The following is a 24,599-nucleotide window of genomic DNA, read 5'->3' as shown; positions in this document are numbered from 1 at the left end:
CATTGGGTCATGCCATGGTCACTTCTTATCAGCGCTGACCACACAACCATGCCTGGGCCACCTGCTGCGCCTATTCGCTGAATTCCCAAAAGCTCACACCCCCCTCCACCGCTGGCCTGATGCGCTGGCGCTTGTCTGGTGCGGCATCCAGGCGCATCAGGCTGTAGATGTCGTGCAGCAACGCCTCTGCCTGGGCGAAGTAGCTGTGGCCGAGCAGGTCGATGTCAAAGTCCGGCACGGCAACAGTGTCCACACCGGGGGCCACGGTGTAAGGCCTGAAATAACCAGCGCGTGGTGCATCGTGTAATTCGGCAGACAGATGCACCGGCAGGTCGGCTTGGGAGGCGTAGAGCGTGGTGCGCTCGCTGTGCGCCGGGTACAGGCTGGCCAAGTCCATGAACAAGTCACGATCCACATCCGGCGCGGCCAAAAAGACCTGACCGAACTTCACCTGGCCCTGCGTCTGGGCATTGGCGGCAATGCGTTGCAGCGCACGCAGCAGGCCGCGGTTGCCCATGCTGTGGGCGATGACATGCACTTTCTTGGCCCCGCAGTGGGCGGCAAAGTCCACCAGAAAGTCGGTGATGGCCCGTTCGCTTGCCTCAATACTCGCCTCGTCCGCCGGGTAGGCGGTGACGCTGCCGCGCGAGGGCCAGCTAAAGAAGGCGGTGGCTCCGGGCACTTTCAGGTCAAAGCCGATCTGCGCGGCGCGAATGGCGGCCTCCTCAAAAGTCACGTTGAAGCCATGCAGGAAGAACAGCGCATGGGGCGTCTCCCCACCCGCTTCGACATCCTGCATGGCCTGCTGAATGTCAGCCAGCCAGTCGGCATGCGCTTGCGGCGTGAGTTGCTGGAGCCGGATCGTGTCGTCACGCAGATCGAGCCGCCGCAGCTTCTTCCAGAATGGTGAACCGGTTTCGCCAAAACGATGGCCCTGGGGGATCAGCACCTCTGCCCGGCCACGGGTGGTGCTGGCGTGGCGCTCTGTGCCAAAACCGCCTTGGCCGTCGGGTTTGCGGTTGGTTCCAAACCAGACCGGGTAGACCGTGCCTTCGGCGGGACTGGCAACCTTTATGAAACGCTCGGTGTCCAGGATGTCGACCATCGTGAGCTGTACGACGGGGGCGGCTTGGTCGAGTTCGGCCAGCGACTCGCGCATGCGCCGCTCGACGGCGGCTTGGTCATAACTCTCACGAACCAGCGCTTGCTGGATTTGGCGGGCCAGGTCTTGGGCCAGCGCACGGTCACCGGCGTGCACAGCGGCTTCGAGTTGGGTCAGGAGGTCGGCGGGGGTGGGCATGGTGATCATGGGCTAGGTCATTGGGTTGGGGGTGTCGTTGGGCGGGTTTTCCTGCGCGGCTTGACGGGCTTGGTTGAGCAGGTAATCCACGGTGGTTTGCAGCTCGTCCAGGTTCACCTGGCGCTGAGCAAGCCATTGCTTCAGCGGGGCAAAGGCGGGGGCACTTAGCAACTCGGCCACGTGGGGGACGGCCAACGCCGTACCTGTGGCGTGGGCGCGGCGGATGTCGATGGCGTATTTGTGTAGCGAGGTCATGAGGGACCCGAACAGTTCCGCGACGATGCGATAAAGAAGCGCTGCGAGTTGGTGACGGGGTGATTCGACAAGAGCAGACGAAGTGCCGTTGCGTTCGAGGTAGTTGGCCAGATTGCCGTGCGAAATGGCTCGACCAGCAGGATCGGGCAACTGCTCACACAAGGCGAGTGCACGGCGCTCCTGGGCGATGGCCTGGGGGATGTCGTCTTGCTTGTTGAACAGGGCAGCGAGGGAGCTGAGCACCACGGTACGCCTGGCGGGATCGTGAGTGAACAACTCCAGGCAGGCCTCCATCTCCGCCTTAGCCTCGCCCAAGCGCTCCTGCATCCAGGCCAGCACATTGGCTCGGTTCATCCGGTCACCAGCAATATCCTTCGCCGGGCGCTCCAGCGCACGCTTGACCTCCAATATGCGGTCTATCCGGTGCAGGGCGGCGGGCCAGTCCTCTTGGGCTATGTGGGCCTCCGTAGCGATGTCAAGCGCAGCGATCAACACACGGGCGAGGAACTCGGCATCCTGGGCCTCGGGCACGGGCTGTCCCGCAAGGTGTCGCTGCCACCAGGCCTCCACCTGCGCCAGCCGGGCCGCCACCTCGGGCAAGGCAGTCAGCACCTGGCCCTGCATGATGTCGATGCGCAGGGCTTCCAGCTCACTGGCAATGATGTGCATGTCAGGGCAGCCCGCCTTCTTCGCCGCGTCGGCGGATTCGAGTTGCCGCTGACGTGCCGAACCAAAATCACAGACATCCCCAAGAGCGTTCGCCCAGTTGCCACTGATCGCAGCAAAGTCTGACCAAGCCTGCCGTGAGCCAACGCCAGCGGCCTCAGCAACGGCACGGGCCTGGGTGGCGGCCTGCGCGTAGAACAGCAAGCTGGTGTCGGGACGGCCCGCACGACCCAACGCATCGGCCAGGTAACCGAGACAAGACCAGCGTGGCCTACCCTCCGGGGCCGACGCAGCCGCAGTGTGCAGGTGCGGCAGCAGCTCTGTCAGCAGACGCGGATCGCCCGTGCTGGTCACAAGGCTGCTGGCAAAACCACCCAACCGATCCCAGGCCCCGGCCTGGACGCAATAGACCAGAGCACGGCTGCCCGCACCCAACGCGGCGCTCATGTCCCGGTGCAGTAACCCTTTGAATACTGCCTCCAGCCGCTCGGCGTAGGCTAAACGAATGGTGTTCTCAGTCAGCTCTGCCCGGTCTTGCGGATGCTGTGCCATCCATGCGCAGATGCGTTCACGAACCAGTTCATGGCAAGTGAGCTCGGGGTTGTTGTACGCTGGCTCGTCGCGCTGCTCGGTGACCAGACCCACACTCACGAGCCGGGACAACAGCGGCGCCATATCCGGTTGCGCCGGTTTCTTCGGCGGCAGAGCATCGATCTTGCCGCGAATCTCCTGCGGCAACTTGCTCAAAAATTCCTGTTTTTCAGGCGCAAGTTCGTGGAGCCTTTCAAGATCACGCTTCATCGCCCACAGCTTGGTCTGCTCAAGGCTTTCCCCACCCCACACCTCCTTCACCAAACCCAGTGCCTCGGGCTGGTTGGCCAGGGCGATGATCCACAGCAGGCGGCGGGCATCCGGGCTGCAGTCGCGGATGAGCTGGTCGAGCGAGGTGGTCAGCGCGTCTTCCAGGTAGGCCAATTCCTTCGCATCACCCGTTGTGCTGGCAAACAACGCCGGGAGCTGGGCGAAGTCCTTGGTGTTCTCCAGCGTATCCAGCGCCGCCAAAAGCTGCGGGAGCAAGGCCGCGCTGGCAGCCAGCTTGGCCAGCCGATCCATCAGCAACGGATGAAAGCGGCTGGCGTTGAGCAGGCGCAGCGCCAGCGCCTGTTGCGCAACATCGCCACCAAACACCATGCCACTCAACACCGGATGCTCCTTAATGAAGAGTGCCGCTTCTGCGCCGGGCAACGACCCGAGCAGCACGACATGCGCAGCCATTTCCGCCAGCGCCGCCAGGGGCCGACGGCAAGTGATGAGCACGCGCGAGGGGGAACCAACAAGTTCCGAGGCCAGCAGATGCAGGCACTCGTCCCACGCCGGGTCTTGGCAGGCCCAGACGGATTGGCCTGCCACTGCGGCAGGCTCAGCAGTGGGCTTGAGGTTGGTCTCGAAGTTATCCAGCACCAGGAGGATGGCCTCGTCCCGCAAGGCGCGCAGCAGGTTGCGCGTAAGCTCGGTCAGCCGCCCCGATCCGGTGAAATCGGCGCTGGCTTCGCGGTAGATAGCATCGGCTGAATACTCACGCACATGATCGTGGTAAACCTTCACCCTGCTCATCAGCTTCATGTGGATGTCGCGCAGCGTGGCCTCCAATTCCAGTCGGTTCGGTTTAGCCTGGTAGAGCAGCACCCACTCAAAGCGCGACTCCCACAGCGCAAGCGCCTCGGCGGTCAAGGCGGTCTTGCCCATACCGCCTTGGCCATGGATCACGGCCACCGGCTTGACCTGTTCGCTTGTGCTCGCGCCAATAAACTGCGCCCCCAGCCCGGCCAGTTCCCAGGTGCGGCCAACGAAGTGCGCATGCTCTTTCAGGGTCAGCTCGTTGATGGGGTGTAGTCGACGGTTGCGTGGATTGAGGCTTGGGCTACGCCCAGGCGTGACGCTCAGGCCGGGATGCGCTTCGCCGTACAGCACCGGGGTGGCATGGTCACAGGCGGCAAAGTGCGCGGGCAGGTGCTGTTTCTCGTCCAGCAAGGCCTTGCGTGCCAGAGCCAAAGCCGTGGCCACGGGTTTCGGCTGAGTATGGGCGAGCAAGGCGCGGTAAAACGCCACGGCGACCTCGCGGGCATAGCTGTCGCCCACGGCGTAACGCATGGCCACCACCGACGGCACGCCGCCTTGCAGCAGCGCATGGGCAGTGCCGGTGTAGCCGGGTTGATTGGCAAGGGTAATGTCACGAGTGTCTACCTCCCTCGTGTCTGCATCCCGCGTGCCCAGCTCTTTGCCCTGCGCCACGGCGATGAAGTCGGCCCAGTTCCGCACCGGCAAGATGTCGCCCGAGTGGCAGGCGCTGAGGAAGAACAGGCGTGGCAGAAAGCCACCAGCACCCGTGAAAAGCTCAAGCAATTGCTGGCCCGTGAGGTGGTCGCGGGCCCCGCCGGTCTGGCAGAGTTCGAGCAGATTCATGTGCCCGTGGCCGCTCCAGTGGACGATGTGATAGCCGCCGTTCTCCTGAATCTGCGCCGCCAGCCGCTCCCGCGTGACCCCGTGGGTGAGGAAGTGCGCGACAACGCGGCGGCGGGGGTAAATCTCCTGCTCAAAGAGTTGCAACAGTTGCCGCCGCTCCTTGCAGGCGTTCAGCAGCCGCGAGCCACGCGCCTCGGCAAAAACAAAAAGCACGCGCAGCGCATCGTCTGCCGCCAACTCAATCGGCGTGGAGGCCGATGCCGCCATGTCATGGACCACGCGCACCACCAGGTTGCGCTCGCCCAGGGTGGGGGTTTGGGTGTTGGGGCGGGCCATCTCCCACGGTACACGGGCTAGTGCGGCGGCCAGCAGATTTTCAGAATCCCCAGCCCCCGGCAACTGGATGCGCAACGTGCGCTGGGACTGCGATGCCCACAGCGCGGTGAAGATGTCTGGCCCCAGCACCTCTTGCGCAATACACACACCGATCTCGGCCACGGCAGCGTGGGTCCGGTCTTCATCGACACAGATGCGCAGGTGGTTGCGCAGGTCAAAGAGGCCCTGTTGGCGGCTGATGCTGATGGCGTTGAACGCCGTTTTTCGGTAGGCAATCTGCACACCTGCGGCATCATGAAGTTGAAACTCGGCGCTGCGGCGCGGGTAGTCTGCGGTGATGATGAGGTCGAAGTGTGTGCTCATCCTTCGGCTGGCAGAGGATGGAGAGAAATCAGGCTCTGGTGTGCTCGACATGACTTGCGATCCCCTTTTGTGCGACAGTGTTTCGGCATTGTTACCCATGTAATGCCCCCACTTGCAGGGAGATCACAGAACTCAGCCACCCCACGCTGCGCATTTCCAGCCAGCACATGGCCAACTGGCTGCACCACGGCGTGGTGACCGAAACGCAAGTCAAAGCCACCTTCGAACGCATGGCCGCTGTGGTGGACGGCCAAAACGCTGGTGACCCACTGTATAAACCGATGGCCGGGCACTTTGACACCTCGATGGCGTATCAGGCGGCGTGTGATCTGGTGTTCAAGGGCCTGGTGCAACCCAGCGGCTATACCGAGCCGCTGCTGCATGGCTGGCGCTTGAAGGTGAAGGCGGCGGCCACGTCTGTCTGATAGACTCTTAAATTCATAGTTGCTACCGCTTTATTTATAAGCGTTAACAGCATATTTCTATGATTAAAAATATGCCCTCCAATACCTCCGACCTTGCTACAAACTGCCCGCTATGTGGCAAACCCAATCAATGTGCTATGGAAATGGAGCGAGCCACGGGTGTTCAACAACCACCCTGCTGGTGTACCCAAGCCACATTCAGTGCAGCGTTGTTAAGCCAGATTTCTGAGGCGACACGCAATAAGGCCTGTATTTGTGCTGATTGCGTGAAAACCTCCCAACGCGCTGGCTAAATCAGTTTCCGCTCGCCGTATTTATCACATTGGCGACTTGGATGGCCGTGGCCCCATTTCGCCCGAGCCTCATCTGATTAAAAAACTGCGTTTGCTCAGCCAAGGCATTGGGTCAAACCACCGGACATTTGGGATTGGTGCCTGCACCGCACACCAGTGGTGTTGCTGGTTCTGCGACTTTGGTGCCCGTTCGGAGGGCACTGATTATTTTGGTTTTTTCGTGACTGGCAAACGTGATCGGGTGGCGTAACGTACCGGAGGATGGATGATCGGCTCTGAGTCGTCTGTGGGGGGAGGAGTGACAACACTTGCAGGCAAGGCCAAGCTGGAGAAATCGAGATCCAGCATCATGCTGCTAGGAGACTCCTCTGCGGGAATCTCCCTGACTTCCGGGGAGGAAGGAGCCGGATTGGATACCGGGTCAAGACTGATTTCTGGCACGGCACTGGGTGACTGGTCTGCGGGATCATCCGCTAGAGAGAAGTCCATGCCATGAGCCTTATCTAAGGTCAAGTTTTCAACATGCGTGGAGGCCACCTCAGAAACTGACGGCACAGCAGGTGCAACAAAAGCCAAAGGCGGCGGATTCACAACACCTACCGGCGATTTGATGGGCAGGGGCGCCTGAAGTTCTGCTGACAAATGCCCCAAAGAAGGCAGGTCAGCATTGATCTCCTCTGCCAAAGCATGCAGCATCATCAAGTCTCGAAATGCATTCAATTCAAACAGGGGGGGCACTTGCACCAATGGGTCATGAAAAATACAGGTGTCCAAAAATACCAAGGCGGAGGCTTGCGGCCACAAAGAAGTCAGCTCAGCCAATATTTCGGGATAGTCTTCCAATTCTTTGCTTGCAACGTTAAAGGCTGGAAAGTCGGGGACCAACACATTAAATTCGCGCTGGAAAGCATCACGCAGTTCGCGGAAATCGGCCTTCAGTCCAAGCGAGTGGTACAGACTGATCAAATCCAGATAGACCATGGGATTGGACTCAGATGCTTCCTCAATCTGCAACTTCAAGAGACGCAATGCCCGATCTGTTTGCCCTAAGGACATAAAAAATTCAGCCTGCTGGCGAATATCAAGAATACTTTCAGCGTTGATATGCCGGATACTGCGCATGGGTACATGCGGCGAAGGCGCGGTGGTGGGTGGCGTAGTTTTTTTATCTGACAACATGAAGCTGTCAAGATCAATATCCAAATCAACTTCAGGTGTGGCCTGAGCGGCTTTGGTGACTGGCACAGCCACCGTCCCCATCACCCGGCTGGGCAACGACACCGTTGCCCTTGGCTTTTCTGGCGCAGCAGCAGGTGCCTCAGGTTTGCGAGTCACCTCTGCCACCGCCGGACCCTTCTCATGATGGGTTTGTGGCATCAAGATGGTAGACGGTGCATCTTCATGCTGCCACCAAGCCGCTTCGGACATTTTGAGGCTTTGCTGTTGTTTACGCCATAACCAGCCCAAAACAGCAAAACAAAGCACCACCAAACCCAACAAGACATAGACCAGCAAGGTTGGAATTTGTTGCGTTTGCGCTTGCTCCAATTGGTTTCGCATGGCCGCCAGTTGGGCCTCATTTTTAGCAGCCAGAGCCCGCATGGTCTTCAAGTCGTCCTGCAAGGCCGCGATTTGCTTGGTTTGCTTCAGCGCATCTTCGGTGGGCTCAAACAGCATGAGTGAATCAAGCGAGTCCATGCGGTCTGAAAAAACATCCAAGGGATCCAGCTTGAGCACGGCTTTGCCAGTTGCTCGTGTTGCGGCCTTGGCTGTCCCAGTATCTTGCCCAGCTGTGCTATTTTTTGAAACCTTGAGGGATCTGGCAATCTTTTTGACTTTCGGAACATCCTTCACGTCCGGCGTTACGACTGAAGGTTTGGCAGCGGCTGGCAACTGCGTCGCAGTAGGTAGCACCAACATGGGGGGCATCCCGGTTGTGGCTTCGCCCTTGACTGTTGTCTCAAACCCTGTGGGCTGGGTATGGGCTGCCAAAAGAGTTTTGGGAAAATCTGCCAGCAAGACGTAGCGCCGCATGGTGCTGGAGCCACAGGTGGCATGCACCAGCACCGTGACCACCGGCTCATTGATGATGGCTGATGACTGAACCCGCACCTCTGATAACCCACCAGCCATCGTACCAACTGTCACCGCTGCAGTCCGCTGAGGCGTATCCGCAAAAAACACCTCGGCACTGACACAAGTTGCCGTTAACGCCTCTCCTGGGCCAGTCTGCACTTGTACAGATACGTCCAATGAGCGCCCCAATACCGCTGCGCCACGCAAATCACCCAAAGTAAAGGCCTGCGCCTGCGGCAACACTTGAGCCCAAAGCGTGACCAAAACGCACAACAAAAGACCAGCACGGTTCTTCAAAACAGCATTCCTACATTGAAACAAGCCAGTGATCAAAAGCCAGAAACCAATCAGTTCGCAAGCTGATGCTTCAGCGCTATTTATATATAAATCAAAACATCCAGCAGCATACCCTTGCCAAGGGTAATTTTTTCATGCCAATCACAACAAACCTCATGTTTGCGCAGAGAAAATACGACACAGGCAAACAAAATTGGCAAACTCTGCCAAATGCCCTCAATGAGATATCTATGTGCCAACTTCTTGGAATGAACAGCCATCTGCCAGCCAGCCTGACGCTGAGCTTTACCGGGTTTTCACAACGCGGCGGCTGTACCGACCACCATGCAGACGGATGGGGCATTGCTTTTTTTGAAAGTGATGACAACACACCAGGCAAAGGCATTCGCCACTTTGTCGACAAACAAAGCGCAGCGCAGTCACCCATTGCGCAAATGCTCAAAAGTTACCCCATCAGGAGCCACAACGTGGTGGCCCATGTGCGCAAAGCCACGGTGGGGAAAATCACGCTGGAAAACACCCACCCGTTCGTGCGTGAACTTTGGGGCCGCTATTGGGTGTTTGCGCATAACGGAGATCTGAAAAACTTTGCGCCCAAGCTGCATGGCCATTTCAAACCCGTGGGCAATACCGACAGCGAGCTGGCTTTTTGCTGGCTGATGCAGGAATTGTCCAAATCCCATGCGGATGTCCCTTCGGTCGACGAACTTACCCGAACATTGCAAGAACTGGTGCCGCAGATTTCAAAACACGGCACCTTCAATTTTTTGCTCAGCAATGGCCAAGCCTTATGGGCACATGCCACCACCAAACTGTGTTATGTGCTGCGTGCCCACCCGTTTCGCCAGGTGCATCTGAAGGACGAAGATGTGTCAGTGAATCTGGCGCAACTCAACAGCCCAGAAGACCGGCTGGCCATCGTGGTCACTGAGCCATTAACCACCGACGAAGAATGGACACCATTTGCACCCGGTGAGCTCAAGGTGTTTGTGGATGGCATCGTGGCCTGCTGCAGTTGCCAATGCGCGGCCCCGCCCCGCCCTGCCCCGATCACCGACCCCAATGGGCCAGTACCCGTGGTTGAAGAAGGGCCAGCGCCTCAGTGCAAACGCTCGTGCTCGGCTTCAAGGGCTTGCAAAAACATCTCTGCCACGTCAAACCCGGTCTGATCGGTGATTTCCTGAAAACAGGTCGGGCTGGTCACGTTGATCTCAGTCAGACTGTCGCCAATCACGTCCAGCCCGATCAACAACAATCCGCGCTGCGCCAGCACCGGGCCAATGGTCTGGGCAATCTCACGGTCACGCTCGGTCAAGGCTTGCGCCACGCCCTTGCCACCGGCGGCCAGGTTGCCGCGCACCTCACCACCTTGCGGAATACGGGCCAGACAATACGGTACAGGCTCACCACCAATCACCAGAATTCGCTTATCCCCTTGCGCGATGGCCGGTAAAAATTTTTGCACCATCACGGTTTGTGCGCCGTCTTGGTTCAGGGTTTCGATGATGCTGCCCAGATTCAGCCCATCTGCCTTGACCCGAAAAATGCCCATACCTCCCATGCCGTCCAGCGGTTTCAAGATGATGTCTTGATGCTCGGCATGGAAGTCTTTGATGTCTTGTGCATCACGTGTCACCAGGGTCGGGCCAATGAACTGCGGCCATTCCAGAATCGCCAGTTTTTCAGGATGGTCACGCAAAGTTCGTGGCTTGTTGAACACCTTGGCACCCTCTCGCTCAGCCTGCTCTAACAAGTGGGTGGTATAAAAGTATTCACTGTCGAACGGCGGATCTTTGCGCATCACCACGGCATCAAAACTCTTGAGCGCTGGCAATTCTTCGCTATACGCAGGCCCAGTGACTGCAAACCAGTCCACAGGATGTTCAGTTAACGAGATATTGCGCACACTGGCAGTAACTGGCTCACCACGCTGCCATCGGATGTCTTTGGGTTCACAAGCACTCAAGCTGTGCCCTCGCCTGGCCGCTTCGCGCATCATGGCAAACGTGGTGTCTTTATAAGTCTTGAAGGTTTCAAGCGGGTCAGCAACAAACAGTAATTTCATTCGGAATATCCAGTCATTCAAAGATTGCTTTGCTGAGGTGTCATATCAAATTTCGATTTTGCTACCCAACTCGACCACAGAGTTACTTGGTAGGTTCAAGAAATCAGCAGCACCACTGGCATTCAAGTGCATTTGTGCAAAAAGTTTTTCGCGCCATTGCGCCATACCACTGCCAAGCGTGGGCACCACGGAATCCCGCGACAAAAAATAGCTGGTAGTCATGGGGTCGAGCTCACAACCTCTACCCTTCAGGTTTTGAAGGGCTTTGGGTAAATCCGGATCATTTTTAAAGCCGTAATTCACCACCACCTGCCAGCAATCATGTCCGAGTGATTCGATGCTCAGCCGTTTTTCCATACCAATCCATGGAACCGGATGATTCACCACGGTCACAAACAGATTGAATTCATGCAGCACTTTATTGTGCTTAAGGTTGTGCAACATGGCATTGGGTACCGTGCCAGGCGCAGCAGTTAAAAAGACCGCACTGCCAGCCACCCGAACGGGTGGACTGATGAACACGGCATCCAAAAAACTACTCAAATCAATCGCATCGGCCTCAAGTTTTTGATTAAGCAAACGCCGCCCCTCTTTCCAGGTCAGCATCAATGTAAATACCCCCGCAGCAATCAACAGGGGAAACCAGCCTCCTTCCACCAGCTTGATGAGATTGGATGTAAAAAATGCTAAATCAATCACAAAAAACACACCCGTGGCAGCCAAACACAAAGCCAATGGGTAGTGCCACGCATAACGAATCACAAAGAAAGTCAGTAAGGTGGTGATCAACATATCCAGCGTGACAGCAATACCATAAGCGGCAGCCAGGTTACTGGACGATTTGAATAGCATCACCGCCAACACAATCAATGCAAACAAGCCCCAATTCACAAACGGCATAAAAATTTGACCTGTTTCTTTCACATTGGTGTGCCATACCTGAAACCGTGGCAAATAGCCTAGCTGGATCACTTGTTTGGTCACAGAAAACGCCCCCGTAATCAATGCCTGAGAGGCGATCACGGTTGCCAATGTGGCCAAACCGACCAACGGGAGCAAGGCCCAGGCGGGGGTCATCATGAAAAATGGATTTTTCACTGCCGCCGGGTTGCTCAGCAGCAAAGCACCCTGCCCAAAATAGTTCAGGGTTAATGCAGGCATGACTACGGAAAACCAGGCCAGGCGAATAGGTTTTTTGCCAAAATGGCCCATATCGGCATAAAGTGCCTCCCCCCCTGTCACGCACAGCACCACAGCGCCCAGAATAATGAATGAGATCAATGGGTTGTCCCACATGAAACCCACCGCGTAATGTGGGCTCAAGGCCCACAGAATCTCCGGGTTATGCACAATGTGACTGACCCCCAGGATCGCAATAACGGCAAACCAAACCAGTGTGATGGGGCCAAAAAACTTCCCGATGTCTGCAGTCCCTCGCTTTTGAACGGCAAACAAGCCAAACAAAATCACCAAAGTGAGCGGAATCACGGCCCTTTTAAAGTTGGGGGACACCACCTCCAAACCCTCTACCGCAGACAACACGGATATAGCAGGCGTAATGACACCATCGCCATAAAAAAGACAGGTGCCAAAAATACCGACCAAGAGCAATATCTTGCGTAACTTCGGCTTGTCATTTACCGACTGGGAGGCCAACGCCAGCATCGCAACCAAACCACCTTCACCATTGTTGTCCGCACGCAGCACAAGCGTTACGTACTTCAACGAGATGATGACCGTCAATGTCCAAAAGAAAATGGACAAAATACCCATGACGTTGGCAGTTGTGAAAGGCACATGGCCTGCCCCAAACACCTCTTTAACGGCGTAAAGAACGCTGGTACCAATATCGCCGTAAACAACACCAATAGCCCCTAGTGTGAGGGCGCGAAGCGAAGATTGAGATGTTGCCAAATAACGACCCGTGTTCTATGACCAGCGGGCTCCGTAACAAAAGGGAAGTCTATTTTGCGTCAGAAATGCATTATTCATAATCTTGAGCATCTGGGTCAGTAGCTTCCAATTCATAGCTGGCGGCCAGCATGGCCAGACGCCCCACCACACCATACATATAAAACCGGTTAGGCAGACTGACACCTGGCTTGATGCCAGGTTGGGGCAATTGTGTACTGTGCTCAAAAGCCAGTGGAACATAACTGGAACCTGGCGCGTTCAGGTTTTCATCTGCACCACGTCCGGCATGTATCCGATAAAAACCACCCACCACATACCGATCCATCATGTAAATCACAGGCTCTGCCACGGCATCATTCACGCGCTCTTGTGTCAATACGCCTTCTTGCACCAAGAAATCAAACGCTGGCACAGGGGTCTTACGGCCACTGGACAGCGTTTGGATGCGTTCTTTCAGATCCTGCATGTCTTTGGCATCACGCACGGTTACGATGCCCAATTCGTGTGTTGCGTGATCGGCTTTCACCACCACAAAAGGCTTTTCCTTGATGCCGTACTCCTTGTACTTGCGCTTGACACGGGTCAGCACAATGTCCACCTGGGCCTGCAGGCGATCAAGACCTTTTTCATCATCCAGATTGACGTTTTCACATCGGTCAGACAAGGGGTAAATCAACCATGGATCCACACCCAGTAACTTGCCCAGGCGTTTGGACACCTCTTCATAACATTTGAAGTGCATGCTTTTGCGACGGGTCGGCCAAGCCGCATGCAGAGGTGGCAACAGGTATTGCTCATGAATGTCTTCCAGAATACCCGGCACACCAGTACTCAGATCGTTGTTCAACAAAATGGTACATGGATCAAAGTCTTTAAGCCCCAAACGGCGTTTGCCACGAATCACCGGCTCCAAGGTGACAGACTCGCCATTTTGCAACTCAAAAGTAGTGGTTTTTTTGAGTGCCGGGTCAATTGAACCCAATTTCACATTCAAACCCGCCATATTGAACAAACGTTTCAACTGAGCCAAATTAGCCAGATAAAAACTGCTGGGTTGACCATTTTCAGGAATCACCAACAGATTGCGCGCCTCAGGACATATCTTTTCGATCGCAGCCATAGCCGCCTGAACGCCAAGTGGAAGCATTTCTGGCGTCAAGTTGTTCCAACCTGACGGAAACAGATTGGTATCGACCGGAGCCAGTTTGAAGCCGGCATTACGGACATCCACCGAACTGTAAAAGGGTGGCGTGTGCTCCATCCACTCCAAGCGGAACCAGCGCTCAATAGCAGGCATGGAATCTAGTACACGCTGCTCCAGTTCATTGATGGGGCCAGTCAGAGCGGTGATCAGGTGCGGAACCATAAAAAAGCCTTGCAAAGTGGGGTGAGGTATTTTAGAAGGGAGGTCACTGTCTGTAAGCGCCTCGAACCAGCCAGTCTGGTGAACTCGTCAGAGCCGAATGAGGGGCAAGAGTTTCCCCCTCCATATCAAAAAACTCACCAACTCAGGGGGCTCACAACTACTTGCCGCCTTCTGCGAGCCAATTCAGTAATGCCGTGGCCGCTTCCGGGCTTAAGCGCTCATGCGCAGCTATATGCTCAAATGGTTCACCCATGCGGTATTTGGCAACAAATTTAGTCAACGCTGTCTCATCACCCTTGAATTTTCCTAATTTCTCAGCCAAACGTTCAAAGCTGGGCGCTTCACCACGCAAAGGGATACCATGACAGTTGATGCAACCGTGATCTACGGCCAATTGTGAGTTGGCAAAAATCGAGCTTGTGAAACTCAGCATGAGCACGACTGTTGCGAATTTGAGAGTCTTCATAATGGAAGTGATCTTTAATGACGCGAAGGTTACTCCAATTTCTGAGCAATAGTTCACACCTCACGCCTTTGTTTTGCATCCAAACTGTATCCATTCCTGGCTCTTCATACACAATTGGTTACATATTCTTTCGTGAGGAACTTCAATGGCTCATACCCTTAATCTCAAGCATGTCGTGCGCGGTACGGTGGCCTCGGTGTTATTGCTTGGTGCGCAACTAGCTTCTGCCCAATTTTTGTCCAACGACGTGGGTGCAGGTAGCGTCATCAAACTAACCAGCGGCAGTGGGCCATTTAACGGCACAGTCACATCCGGCCCAAGTTCAGGCAGCACTTTTGAAAGTTTCTGCCTTGAGGAATATGAATATTTTTCTTATGGCCAGAGTCTGTATGTCAAAGGGGTGACCAATGCCACTACCAACGCTGCTGGCGGGCATTACGGGGCATCCACCAGCGATCCGTTGAGTTTTGAAACAGCTTGGCTATTCACAAAATACAGCCAGGGTGCTTATGGAAACACAAGCACAGTGAAGTCTGACATGCAAAATGCGTTCTGGTATCTTGAAGGTGAAAAGGCTCTATCTGCGCTGTCAACCAAGGCCAAATCTTATGCTGCAGCGGCTCAGACCGCGGTCGCTGGCGGCTACACCGGTTATGGTAATGTGCGGGTTTTAAATGTCTTCACCAATGCAAGCTACACCAGTCATGCACAAGACCAACTGGTGATGCTGGCCCCGGTACCAGAACCTGAAACTTACGCCATGTTGCTGGCTGGTTTGGGCTTGATGGGGTTCGTGGCCCGTCGTCGCAAACAGCAAAAAACACTGTAATTCGATCTTCCATCTCTCACGCAATTAGGAGTCCTTAAGAGCTCCTATTTTTTTGCCTGTGAGAAAAAGAAGCGGCATCATGAAGACACGCCAGATCAAGACTGAAATGACATGCCCTCTGCTCTGATGAACCGTCAATGCAACCTGACGAAACAACGCTTACTGCAATGAACCAGAATTTCAAGGCCTGAAGCGTACATACCACACCACAACAGCAGCGAGTGCACCCAACACAAGCGTCACATATGGCCACTGAAAGGGTTTTTCGGCGTATGGGTCTGCCAAGGATCGTTCAGCATTGGCGGGAAGTTGAGCCAAGTGTGTCAATGATGTGCCAAACGGAATATTGATCCGTGCGCGAGCATTGATCGCCCAGCCGTTGGCATCCAGAATCGGGCCCAGATTGCGGCTGCGCAATTTAAACCAAGCTAACAATACTGCAGGGCCAGAAACAAGCAGCATCAAACACAAGAATGCCAGCGGAATTTGCCACCAAAGTAATGCAAACAAACCGGAAACCAAAGAGGCGGCCATGGTGCCAACGGCCCCCACAGCCAAGCCAATCGCTGCAAAAATACCAGCGAATTTGCCCACATCAAAGGGAGGCGGTGCTGCTGCCGTCTTGCCAGTTACACCAGCCACTCCTTTTTTAGAAACATCCAATGCAGAATTCACCAGTTTGTCATCGGCTTCCTTGGCTTTGCTGGCGGCTAATTTTTGGAATTGCAAACCAACCATGCGTACCAGGTTTTTATAAGGTGACCAAAATGCTTGGCGCAGGCTAATCGGATGGTCAATGATTTTGCTGATCGTGGCATCCCAATCACGCCCCTGGCGGTCATAAAACACTCCATTACGCCCAACCATCAGCTGATCGGAATCTCCGGCAGTAAAAGCAGCGGCAATACTGAGCTTTTCCGCCCCACGTACACATTCGCAATACACCAGGCACATACGCGACAAGCCCGCCAAAGCGGCATGTTTGGCGGCATCATTCACCGCCACACACAACTCGCATGAGCGACCATCCAGATACAGCGTACCCACCTGAAAGCTTGCCTTGCCTTGCCGGGTATAGAAGTCTCGGAATGAGGCAAAGTTATTCGCCAGCAGCTGTACATCGCGCACATAACGTGAGAGTTTTTCCAGATCACGCACACCATCACCTTCTGCCGCCGGATCAGGCTTGGCCGCCAACCAGGTGACATAAGGGGCAAGTTTGCTTTGAATCGCCTGCCAATCGGCAGCATTGAGCGCCTCTTTGTCACCCAACAAAGGACACACCACACTGCTGCGCAAATTGGCCAAACGTGCACGCCATGCCGGGTTGATACCCTCAGACAGGGGCAACCATCCGGCGGCGGACACATGTGCCAAAGGCAAAGCACTGATAGCTTGTGTATCCGCTTGCAGGGACGATGAGGCCAAGGCTTTAAAGGCATCTTCAGATGGATTCAAAACATCACCTGCCCGGACATCAAAAGCGGCCAGCTGGCAACGGGTAAAAAAATCCTGCACTTTGCCATCCAGTTCAGTCACCAAAGCATACGCGGCGGCTGTGTCATCACCCAAAAGCAAAGTTTGCGCACCGGCAACTTCCCACGCAGCTTGCGCGCGGGCAGCATGACTGGCTTGGGCCACACTGGTTTCTTCCACGGTCAAAACATCTGCTTCGGTTTTACCCAACTCTGCGGCCAATGCCAGAGCAGCTGCCTTGATCAACTTGCCAGGCTCATCATCACTGCGAATATGGTCAATGGGCACACCGTCCAGTTGTTGAACCAACACCTCGGGACTGGTTAGCCGATCATTGACCCACTGGATCGCAGCCGTCAATTCCGGCACGCGAACATGGCCATCTTTGTCACTGTCAATAAACTGCAACGTGCGAGCATCAAACTCAATACCCTTTACCGGGCAAGACAAAGCCACCCAAAGTTTCTGATCCAGTTGGGACAGCGCCAGCAAGTCCTGCGCGGTGTCAATTCTGACTTGATCAAACCCACCTGCACGAAAAAACCGCCAGGAATGTGCCTCTTCTGTCATCCGTATCTCCAAGAATTTACGTGGTTTGATGTTAGCGGCACTTCAAGCCCATGCCCAACACACCACCAAATTCATTCGCAAGAAGCTGTCATTTTTGGCAATCACACCCCTCGACCAATGTCTGGCCAACGCATTCTCAAACCCAACCAGGCCAGTAAACCTACGGAGAGCATCGCCAGCGACGCGCTAGCCAAGGCTACGGCGGAATGCATCACTAAAGGCGCTATCACACCAGCCACCACCCCATTGGCACTCGACCCCACAAACGCCTGCAAACTCGATGCCATGCCACGCCGCTCTGGATGCAAGTCCAACACCAACAGCGTCACAACCGGCACCATCATGGCCCAGCCAAAGGCAAAAATTGCAACCGGAAACATGGCCCAGGAAGCATGCGCCTTGAACAAACTGTTAGCCAGCAAGTTGATCACCCCAATGCCCAGCATGATGGAAAAACCGTATTTGATTTGCTGCTTGGGAGCCAGTCGCCCAGCCATGCGACCACTCACCCAGGCACCACCCATGATGCCGCTGATGGTGAGCACAAAAAACCAGAAAAACTGCGTGGGCAAAAGAGACAAGTGCTCACCCAAAAAAGCGGGCGCTGACAACACATACAAAAACATGCCGTTGAACGGTATCCCGCTGGCAAGCGCCAAAAGCAAAAACCGGGGATCCAAGCCCAGTTGCCAATAGCCCCGGAGTAAATGGTTCACCTCCAGCGGCTGGCGATGCGTCACATGCAGCGTCTCGGGCAATAGTTTCAAGTTGGCGGTAAACAAAACCACCCCCACCAGCGTCAAAAACCAGAACACACTGTGCCAGCCCAAATGAGCAAACAACACACCGCCCACCATCGGGGCCACGGCGGGGGCCACGCCAAAATAAATGGTGATCTGGCTCATGACCTTTTGTGCCTGCGCAGGGGCAAACATGTCACGCACCACCGCACGCGACACTACGATACCTGCGCCAGTGGTCAAACCCTGCACTCCCCTGAAAAACACCAGTTGCCCGATACTTTGTGACAGTGCGCAGCCCATGGATGCCAGCGTGAATGCAGCCAGCCCCCACAGCACCACCGGGCGTCGTCCCACACTATCAGACAAAGCCCCATGAAACAGGCTCATGAAAGCAAAACCAAACAGATACACCGACAAAGTCTGTTGCATCTGCAACGGTGTGGCATTCAATGAATGGGCAATGCCAGCAAAAGCCGGAATGTAGGTATCGATGGAAAAAGGGCCGAGCATGCCCAAGGTAGCCAACAACACGGCCAATGCCCAGCGTGGCGCGCGCCACAGGTGATGTGCATCCGGGTTCATTCCAGCCTTCAGCGTGATACACCCAGAACAGTGACCAGCACAATCACAACACCCAACACCAAATTCACCATCACCCACAATCTGATTTGTGCCAATGCCGCCGCACCCTTCGGCCAGGCTGCATCCTGCAGTGCACGGCCCAAGCGCTTGTACAACACAAAACGAATATGGCCAAAGATCAGCATCATCACCATCCCCAACGTGGCCATGATCATCCACTCCAGCGGCATACGAAACCGCGCCTCGGACTGCGCCAACTGCGCCGCCGTGTTGACAATCATCCAGCTGCCCGTCACCAGGGTCAACAAGGCCACGACCAGCACAGCATTAAAAAATCGACCCAACACAGCATGCATCAAGCGCACCCGCAGAGCTGGCTCCAGCATCCCGACAGCAGGGCGCAAAAAGAAATGGGCAAACACCATGCCACCGATCCAGACCACGATAGACAAGAGGTGAAGGGTTTTTAGTAGGGCGTAGAGCATCGTCATCTCACAAAACTGTTTAAGCCAGCGAGTGTGCCCGAACTCTCATCAAGTGCGGAACGCCGCTCAACATTCCCCTCCCCGAGTGTGGAACTTACCAATTGATTTACATGAATCAGAAAAAGCCCATTCATTTGACCTCTCCACTTGTTCACCACTTAGCATTCCACTTTGCCGGATTTGCAACAATAAATTCCCCCGCCCCAAGGGGTGGGGGAATTAGACCCGCTTCGGATTCAAAATTGCTGGCTAACCGCGGCTGATACGCTGAAGCCTAAAACACCTCGTTACACAACCCAAGCACGGTCACATCTTGCCATCGTGGAACGCTAAATTTCAGTTTTATGACAGCTTGTTCCAATCTGGCGCAACCCGGCTACAACGCTCAATTTCAAACAACATACCTCGGTCGCAAGCACCGTTCCATAGCGTCTCCCACGGCAACACACAGGTGAGCCCGGCAAACCCTCAAAGCTAAATTGGCATGCTGAGCCTCAAAAAGCAACAGGCACACATCTTGCCAATCAAGGTTTGTCACCGACACAACGTGACGTTTAACAAATCTACGATGAGGACACATTCAATGAAGAAAAAACTAATTGGCATCACCACCCTGGCGCTGGTCTCTGGTGCCGCGTTGGCCCAAAGCACCGTCACCGTTTATGGGAATGTTGACCTTGGCTTGCTGGTTCAAAGCAATGCGGGCAACGGCTCAACACAGGTCTACAACGGCGGCATTTCGCCCAGCATCTGGGGCTTCCGCGGCTCAGAAGACCTCGGCGGCGGTTTAAAGGCCAACTTCAACCTTGAATCACACTTTTCAGCGGACACCGGGGCCGGTACGGCTACGTTTTTTCGCCGCCAATCCAATGTGGGTTTCTCGTCACCCAGCATGGGCACCTTGACACTGGGCAACATGTACAGCCCCGCTGTGCTGGCATTTGCCGCGACCGACCCGCGGGGCCTACGTGAAAACTTCTCTGGCTTGTACCCTTGGGCGTACAACTCAGGTGCATTGACCATAGGCAACAACGGTAACAACGACGTGGGCGTGTTCATTCAAAACGCCATTTCCTACAGCAACACGCTGGGCCCGGTCAGCATCGCTGGTGCTTACAGCGTGTCCGAAACCAAGGGCGCCGTGGTCTCCCTGGGCCTGACCTACAGCGGCCCGGTGTCCCTGTCGGCTGCTTACCAGGCCACCAACCTGCCCACCACCTCAGAGGAGCAGTGCGTCATGTACTCAATGGGTGCGGGCTACACCATGGGCGTATTCACTGGCAAGCTCAATTTCCTGCACGGCAAGAACAAAAACGCTGCCCTAGTTGAAACCACCAAGGTGGATGTGCTTGGCCTGGGCCTTGACTGGAAAACAGCAAGCAACAACACCATTGGCTTTGCCTACTACACCGGCAAAGACAAAAATACGGCCTCAAGCACCACCAACTCGTTCATCCTGAGCGACGAATACGCCTTGTCCAAACGTACCACCTTATATGTGCAGGCGGCGTTTGTGAATGCCGACGCGAATGCCTCATTGGTGTCAAGCATCGTCGCCGGTGGCACGGATGCCGGCAAAAACGCCAGCCTGTTGAACTTTGGTGTCAAGCACGCGTTCTGACCGCTTGTATGAGTCGCTTGATCTGGTCAACGCTTGCACATTGCCAGCGCTGACCAGACTAAATATATATGAAATAGGCCTGTAGCCCTTATTAAATAACCGCCATAAGCTACTATTTATATAGCAAAAATGGCCAAATAGCTCAGGTTAACTGTGCCATCTGGCCATTTTTTCAAATGATTCAGGCGTATCGACCGGCAACCCAGCCCTACCCCAAGGTCTTAAGGCGCTGTCAGCGTCATGCCACGCGTCTTGAACATGGCCAGCAGTTCACCGTTGTCACGCAGTTGTTTCATGGCCACTTCCAAGGCCTGGCCCAAATCTTTGTAGCTTGACTTGATCGCCATGCCCAGCGGCCAACCATTGTCAGGCAAGCCAGTCAAGCGCATTTGGGTGATCACAAAATCCTCTGGCTTGGCTTTGTCCAGGGCCGTGGCGGCTTCGGCTTGCGAGCGCAGCACGTAGGCAGCATCTACCTGCCCACGCAGCACAGCCGTGGCAGCTTCAATGCCTGAATTGAACAAGGTCACTTGGGAACTCAGTAGACCACTTTGATGTCCCAGCAAAGCGCTGGCAGCACCAGTACCGCGTTCAGCTGCCAACCTGTGGCCCTTCAAGTCTTCAGGGCCATTGACTTGCGACAACTTGCTGACGCTGTGGATCAATATCGGCATCTGCCGCATGTAAGGCGAAAAAATAGTAACTTGGCGGTTTTGCTGCATTAGGTATTTGTCAACGGGCACATTCAGCATGACATCTGCCGGGCCATAACCCAAGTAATGGCCTTTCCAGACCATGTTGCGCAGGTCGTCGTTCATGTTCTCACCCGCATCAAACGGCAACAACGCCAGTTTCAGTTTGAGCTGGCGCGCCAAGCCTTCAGCCAGCGCAATGTCCAGGCCATTCATGTCATTGGCCGAGCCGCTGGAAAAAGGCGCGTTGTCTTTGTACACAGCCACTTTTAACGTGCCACGGGCCTGGATTTTTGCCAGGTCATCGAGTTCGCCTTCAGCAAAAACGGGCGATACACCTAAGCCCAACAGCAAACCTAGACTCTGCCGGCGGCTGATACCGCTAGGTGAGGCCTCTGTAACGGGGTTTGTCTTGGATGTCGTCATGCGAATAGTCTCCTTCATAGTTATGAAATGACACGCGATCAAACGGCCATTTTTTCGAGGGTCATCCTTCCAGTCCCACATTCGTTGATCAGTCTACTTTTTCACGCCGGGTTTCGATGTAAGTGCGAATCGACCAAATGGCTTCCTGTGTCAGGATGCCCTCAAAGTGAGGCATGTAGACACGACCATCTCGCACCCGACCACGCCTGACCGTTGCCAGAAAATAATCATCTATTTCCTTGAAACAGGCCATTTTTGCAGACTCATCAGCCATGCCCATGCAATCGCCATCGATTTTTCGCAAATCAGGTGACATGCCACCCGAGATGGCCTCCAAGCCGTGGCAGCGGGCGCAGTTTTGGTTGTAGGCGGAAGTGCCAATGCGCAACGCCTCGGCATGGGCATCGCCCTTGCTATAAGGGTTGGCATCAAGCCATTTGGTGCCCAACTGTGGCAGCGACGAAGTGTCGACCGATTGGGGCACAACATCACCGTGTGCGTAAACCAACCCAGTAGCGAGGCTCAACGCAGCAATTGAAATTAGACCGAGGCGCTTGGCCGCCAGAGCGAGTTTGACCTGCATAGAAAACTTTCTAAAAAAGTGAACGAAATACTCCTACGCAGTCAATATGCAATAAATGCGCCAAAGTTCTGCATCGGTGATACCCCCTTGCGCGGCCTGGTACGCCTAGATGACGCTGCACAAACCCTAGGGCAAAGTGTGTCAATTTGGGTCAGGGTGTTCCATTTTTTTGACACAAAAGCGCCACAAGCCACCCTTGGTATGCAGCAAGGTACCAAGCCTTTCTTTTTTTCAAGGGTTTTTGCCGATAGCAAAAGAAGTTGCACGTTTCACAATATCCCAATATTGGCAAATACCATGCAAGTCAACATCGCTACACCAATTCTCCAACGCCACCCCAATACCACTGGCGCTTGTGCTGAAGCTGAAGACTTCAGCCGCCTGATCGCGCAGTCGCACGCCAGATCCACCGACTACGGTATTTGCAGCCGGGACGAAGCCGATTATTCAACCCATGGGCACTCGTCGCTGCTGGCGGCACTGGATGAAAACAGGTTTTTGTTCCAGCATGCCGCACCGGTGATGGAGTCCTTGTACGCGCAAATTGTCAATACACACAGCGTTGTCCTGTTGACGGCGGCCAATGGTTTGGTACTCCATTCATTGGGTGATCCGGATTTTCTGGACACCGCCTCCAAAGTTGCACTGATGCCAGGCGTTGAGTGGTCAGAAAAATCCAAAGGCACCAACGCCATCGGCACCGCATTGCATGAAAAACGGCCCTTGCTGATTGCTGGCGGCCAGCACTTCATGAACGCCAACCAGTCGCTCACCTGTTCTTGCGCACCTATTTTTGACCCGCATGGGCAAGTCATTGGCGCGCTGGATGTCACGAGTGACCACAGGCGCTCACATCTGCACACGCTGGCGCTGGTGCGTATGTCGGGGCAGATGATTGAAAACCACATGTTCACCGAAACCTTCAGCGGTGAGCTTTGCATCCGTTTTCACGCCCGGCCAGAATTTTTAGGCACGTTGGTCGAGGGCATTGTGGTGTTTTCGCCAGATGGCCGCTTTTTATCAGCCAACCGCAGTGCGCAGTTTCAGATTGGACTGACGCTTGAGTCGTTGCGCGCGCATACGTTTTCTTCGCTTTTTGGTATTCCAATTTCACGCCTGCACGAGATTTTTGGACGAACAGTGACCCAACCTCACCAACTGAACTTGTTCAGCGGTCTGTCGGTCTGGTGCCAGGTCAAGATGAAACCGGTTGGGCAGTGGCTACAGGGGCTTGACATGAGCTCCGCACCAGCGTCTGCCTCGTCAAAAGCTCAGGCCGACACAGCCACCAAACGCAAGCTGCAGTTGTCCAGTTTGCGCTACCTGGACACCGGTGACCCACAAATCTCTGCCGTGATTCGTAAGCTGTGCATGGTCAGGAACCATGACATTCCTATCATGATTTTGGGCGAAACCGGCACGGGTAAAGACCTGATGGCGCAGGCCATTCATTCGGATTCAGCACGCGCGGGTCAACCCTTTGTGTCAGTCAACTGCGCATCTATTCCCGAGACCCTGATTGAATCTGAGCTGTTTGGCTATGAAGAAGGGGCGTTTACCGGTGCCCGCAAAAAAGGGGCCACTGGCAAAATTCAGCAAGCCCATGGTGGCACCCTGTTTCTGGATGAAATTGGTGACATGCCCAGGCAGTTGCAGGCCCGATTGCTCAGGGTATTGCAAGACCGCAAGGTCAGCCCGCTGGGCGCTTCCAAAGAAGTTGAAGTGGATGTGTCGATCATCTGCGCCACCAACAAGAACCTCAAAGCCATGATTGCGCAAGGCGCTTTCCGTGAAGACTTGTACTACCGGCTCAACGGACTGGTGGTGCGTTTGCCAGCCTTGCGGGAGCGTTCTGATTTTGAACTAGTGGCCCAGAGAATTCTCGGCACCTTGTGCAGCAAAAAGCCGACCATTGGCCTCACCGCCGAAGTCATGAGCCTGTTTAAAAACTACAGTTGGCCAGGCAACTTCAGGCAACTGCACAATTTGCTACGCACGGCGGTGGTGATGGCCGGTTGCGATGGCCGCATTGACACTCTGCACTTGCCGGATGATTTTCTGGAAGAAGTAGCACAGATGCCAATGGCCGAACCAGTCGACAGCCCCATCGCCAACCCAGCCATGGTGGCGATGGACAACGATGCGGGCAATCTGCATGATGTCACCCTGGCAGCCATGGCCCAAACACTGCGGCTGCACAAGGGCAATGTGTCGACAACCGCCAAGGCACTAGGCGTCTCGCGAAACACCATTTACCGTAAGAAAGACCTGCTCCCACCTGACATCTGGGGCTAGTCCAGAGCCATT

At 55.0% G+C, this 24,599-nt stretch carries 17 protein-coding genes and 1 pseudogene; 6 read left to right on the top strand and 12 right to left on the bottom strand.

Going from position 1 to position 24,599, the window contains the following annotated elements; genetic code table 11:
• Positions 1 to 70 precede the first annotated feature (70 nt).
• Positions 71 to 1,300, bottom strand: coding sequence for an alpha/beta hydrolase (locus LDN84_RS05485; protein ID WP_223909549.1), 1,230 nt, complete (start codon positions 1,298 to 1,300; stop codon positions 71 to 73).
• Between the two features lie 12 nt (positions 1,301 to 1,312).
• The gene (locus tag LDN84_RS05480; RefSeq protein WP_223909547.1) at positions 1,313 to 5,383 is read right to left on the bottom strand and encodes a CHAT domain-containing protein; all 4,071 of its coding nucleotides are present in this window, start codon (positions 5,381 to 5,383) and stop codon (positions 1,313 to 1,315) included.
• A 143-nt stretch (positions 5,384 to 5,526) separates the two neighbouring features.
• Between LDN84_RS05480 and LDN84_RS05475 the strand changes: the two are divergent.
• Both LDN84_RS05475 and LDN84_RS05470 read left to right on the top strand, forming a co-directional pair.
• Positions 5,527 to 5,808 (top strand): annotated as a pseudogene (locus LDN84_RS05475) (malate synthase G); the annotation flags it as partial.
• Between the two features lie 59 nt (positions 5,809 to 5,867).
• Complete coding sequence (locus LDN84_RS05470; protein ID WP_317134828.1) at positions 5,868 to 6,101, top strand: cysteine-rich CWC family protein; 234 nt, start codon at positions 5,868 to 5,870, stop codon at positions 6,099 to 6,101.
• Between the two features lie 204 nt (positions 6,102 to 6,305).
• Here the strand turns inward: LDN84_RS05470 and LDN84_RS05465 are convergent, their stop codons facing one another.
• Positions 6,306 to 8,474, bottom strand: a complete 2,169-nt coding sequence (locus LDN84_RS05465) for a type IV pilus assembly protein FimV (protein WP_223909541.1) — start codon at positions 8,472 to 8,474, stop codon at positions 6,306 to 6,308.
• A 230-nt stretch (positions 8,475 to 8,704) separates the two neighbouring features.
• Between LDN84_RS05465 and LDN84_RS05460 the strand changes: the two genes are divergently transcribed.
• Positions 8,705 to 9,643, top strand: a complete 939-nt coding sequence (locus LDN84_RS05460) for a class II glutamine amidotransferase (RefSeq protein ID WP_435405917.1) — start codon at positions 8,705 to 8,707, stop codon at positions 9,641 to 9,643.
• Here the strand turns inward: LDN84_RS05460 and gshB are convergent.
• The 4 genes from gshB to LDN84_RS05440 all read right to left on the bottom strand — a co-directional run bounded on the left by gshB (position 9,574) and on the right by LDN84_RS05440 (position 14,285).
• Complete coding sequence (gshB, locus tag LDN84_RS05455) at positions 9,574 to 10,539, bottom strand: glutathione synthase (protein ID WP_223909538.1); 966 nt, start codon at positions 10,537 to 10,539, stop codon at positions 9,574 to 9,576. The two genes, LDN84_RS05460 and gshB, sit on opposite strands and share 70 nt — an antisense overlap.
• 45 nt (positions 10,540 to 10,584) lie before the next feature.
• On the bottom strand, positions 10,585 to 12,453 hold the full coding sequence (locus LDN84_RS05450) for a potassium transporter Kup (RefSeq protein WP_223909536.1): 1,869 nt from the start codon (positions 12,451 to 12,453) through the stop codon (positions 10,585 to 10,587).
• Between the two features lie 70 nt (positions 12,454 to 12,523).
• Positions 12,524 to 13,819: a glutamate--cysteine ligase gene (gshA, locus tag LDN84_RS05445; protein ID WP_223909533.1), complete on the bottom strand. Its 1,296-nt coding sequence runs from the start codon at positions 13,817 to 13,819 to the stop codon at positions 12,524 to 12,526.
• A 157-nt stretch (positions 13,820 to 13,976) separates the two neighbouring features.
• Positions 13,977 to 14,285, bottom strand: a complete 309-nt coding sequence (locus LDN84_RS05440) for a c-type cytochrome (RefSeq protein WP_223909530.1) — start codon at positions 14,283 to 14,285, stop codon at positions 13,977 to 13,979.
• Between the two features lie 145 nt (positions 14,286 to 14,430).
• Between LDN84_RS05440 and LDN84_RS05435 the strand changes: the two genes are divergently transcribed.
• Positions 14,431 to 15,114, top strand: coding sequence for a PEP-CTERM sorting domain-containing protein (locus tag LDN84_RS05435; protein WP_223909528.1), 684 nt, complete (start codon positions 14,431 to 14,433; stop codon positions 15,112 to 15,114).
• A gap of 180 nt (positions 15,115 to 15,294) precedes the next feature.
• On the opposite strand, the gene LDN84_RS05430 is transcribed toward LDN84_RS05435, so the two are convergent.
• The 3 genes from LDN84_RS05430 to LDN84_RS05420 all read right to left on the bottom strand — a co-directional run bounded on the left by LDN84_RS05430 (position 15,295) and on the right by LDN84_RS05420 (position 18,970).
• Positions 15,295 to 17,160: a hypothetical protein gene (locus LDN84_RS05430; RefSeq protein WP_223909525.1), complete on the bottom strand. Its 1,866-nt coding sequence runs from the start codon at positions 17,158 to 17,160 to the stop codon at positions 15,295 to 15,297.
• Between the two features lie 101 nt (positions 17,161 to 17,261).
• On the bottom strand, positions 17,262 to 18,485 hold the full coding sequence (locus tag LDN84_RS05425) for a multidrug effflux MFS transporter (RefSeq protein WP_223909522.1): 1,224 nt from the start codon (positions 18,483 to 18,485) through the stop codon (positions 17,262 to 17,264).
• 8 nt (positions 18,486 to 18,493) lie between these two features.
• The gene (locus LDN84_RS05420; RefSeq protein ID WP_223912775.1) at positions 18,494 to 18,970 is read right to left on the bottom strand and encodes a CopD family protein; all 477 of its coding nucleotides are present in this window, start codon (positions 18,968 to 18,970) and stop codon (positions 18,494 to 18,496) included.
• A gap of 583 nt (positions 18,971 to 19,553) precedes the next feature.
• Between LDN84_RS05420 and LDN84_RS05415 the strand changes: the two genes are divergently transcribed.
• The gene (locus LDN84_RS05415) at positions 19,554 to 20,591 is read left to right on the top strand and encodes a porin (RefSeq protein WP_223909519.1); all 1,038 of its coding nucleotides are present in this window, start codon (positions 19,554 to 19,556) and stop codon (positions 20,589 to 20,591) included.
• Positions 20,592 to 20,812: 221 nt separating this feature from the next.
• Here the strand turns inward: LDN84_RS05415 and LDN84_RS05410 are convergent, their stop codons facing one another.
• Entirely contained in the window at positions 20,813 to 21,709 is an 897-nt protein-coding gene (locus tag LDN84_RS05410; protein WP_223909516.1) for a substrate-binding periplasmic protein, read from the bottom strand.
• Positions 21,710 to 21,797: 88 nt separating this feature from the next.
• The gene (gene pedF, locus LDN84_RS05405) at positions 21,798 to 22,292 is read right to left on the bottom strand and encodes a cytochrome c-550 PedF (RefSeq protein WP_223909514.1); all 495 of its coding nucleotides are present in this window, start codon (positions 22,290 to 22,292) and stop codon (positions 21,798 to 21,800) included.
• A 297-nt stretch (positions 22,293 to 22,589) separates the two neighbouring features.
• On the opposite strand from pedF, the gene LDN84_RS05400 reads away from it, so the two are divergent.
• Complete coding sequence (locus LDN84_RS05400; protein ID WP_223909513.1) at positions 22,590 to 24,587, top strand: sigma-54-dependent Fis family transcriptional regulator; 1,998 nt, start codon at positions 22,590 to 22,592, stop codon at positions 24,585 to 24,587.
• Positions 24,588 to 24,599: the final 12 nt, after the last annotated feature.

This window comes from Rhodoferax lithotrophicus, assembly GCF_019973615.1.
Classification (GTDB): domain Bacteria; phylum Pseudomonadota; class Gammaproteobacteria; order Burkholderiales; family Burkholderiaceae_C; genus Rhodoferax; species Rhodoferax lithotrophicus.
The sequence above is the reverse complement of the archived record's forward strand: the minus strand, read 5'-3'. Positions and strand labels throughout refer to the sequence as shown.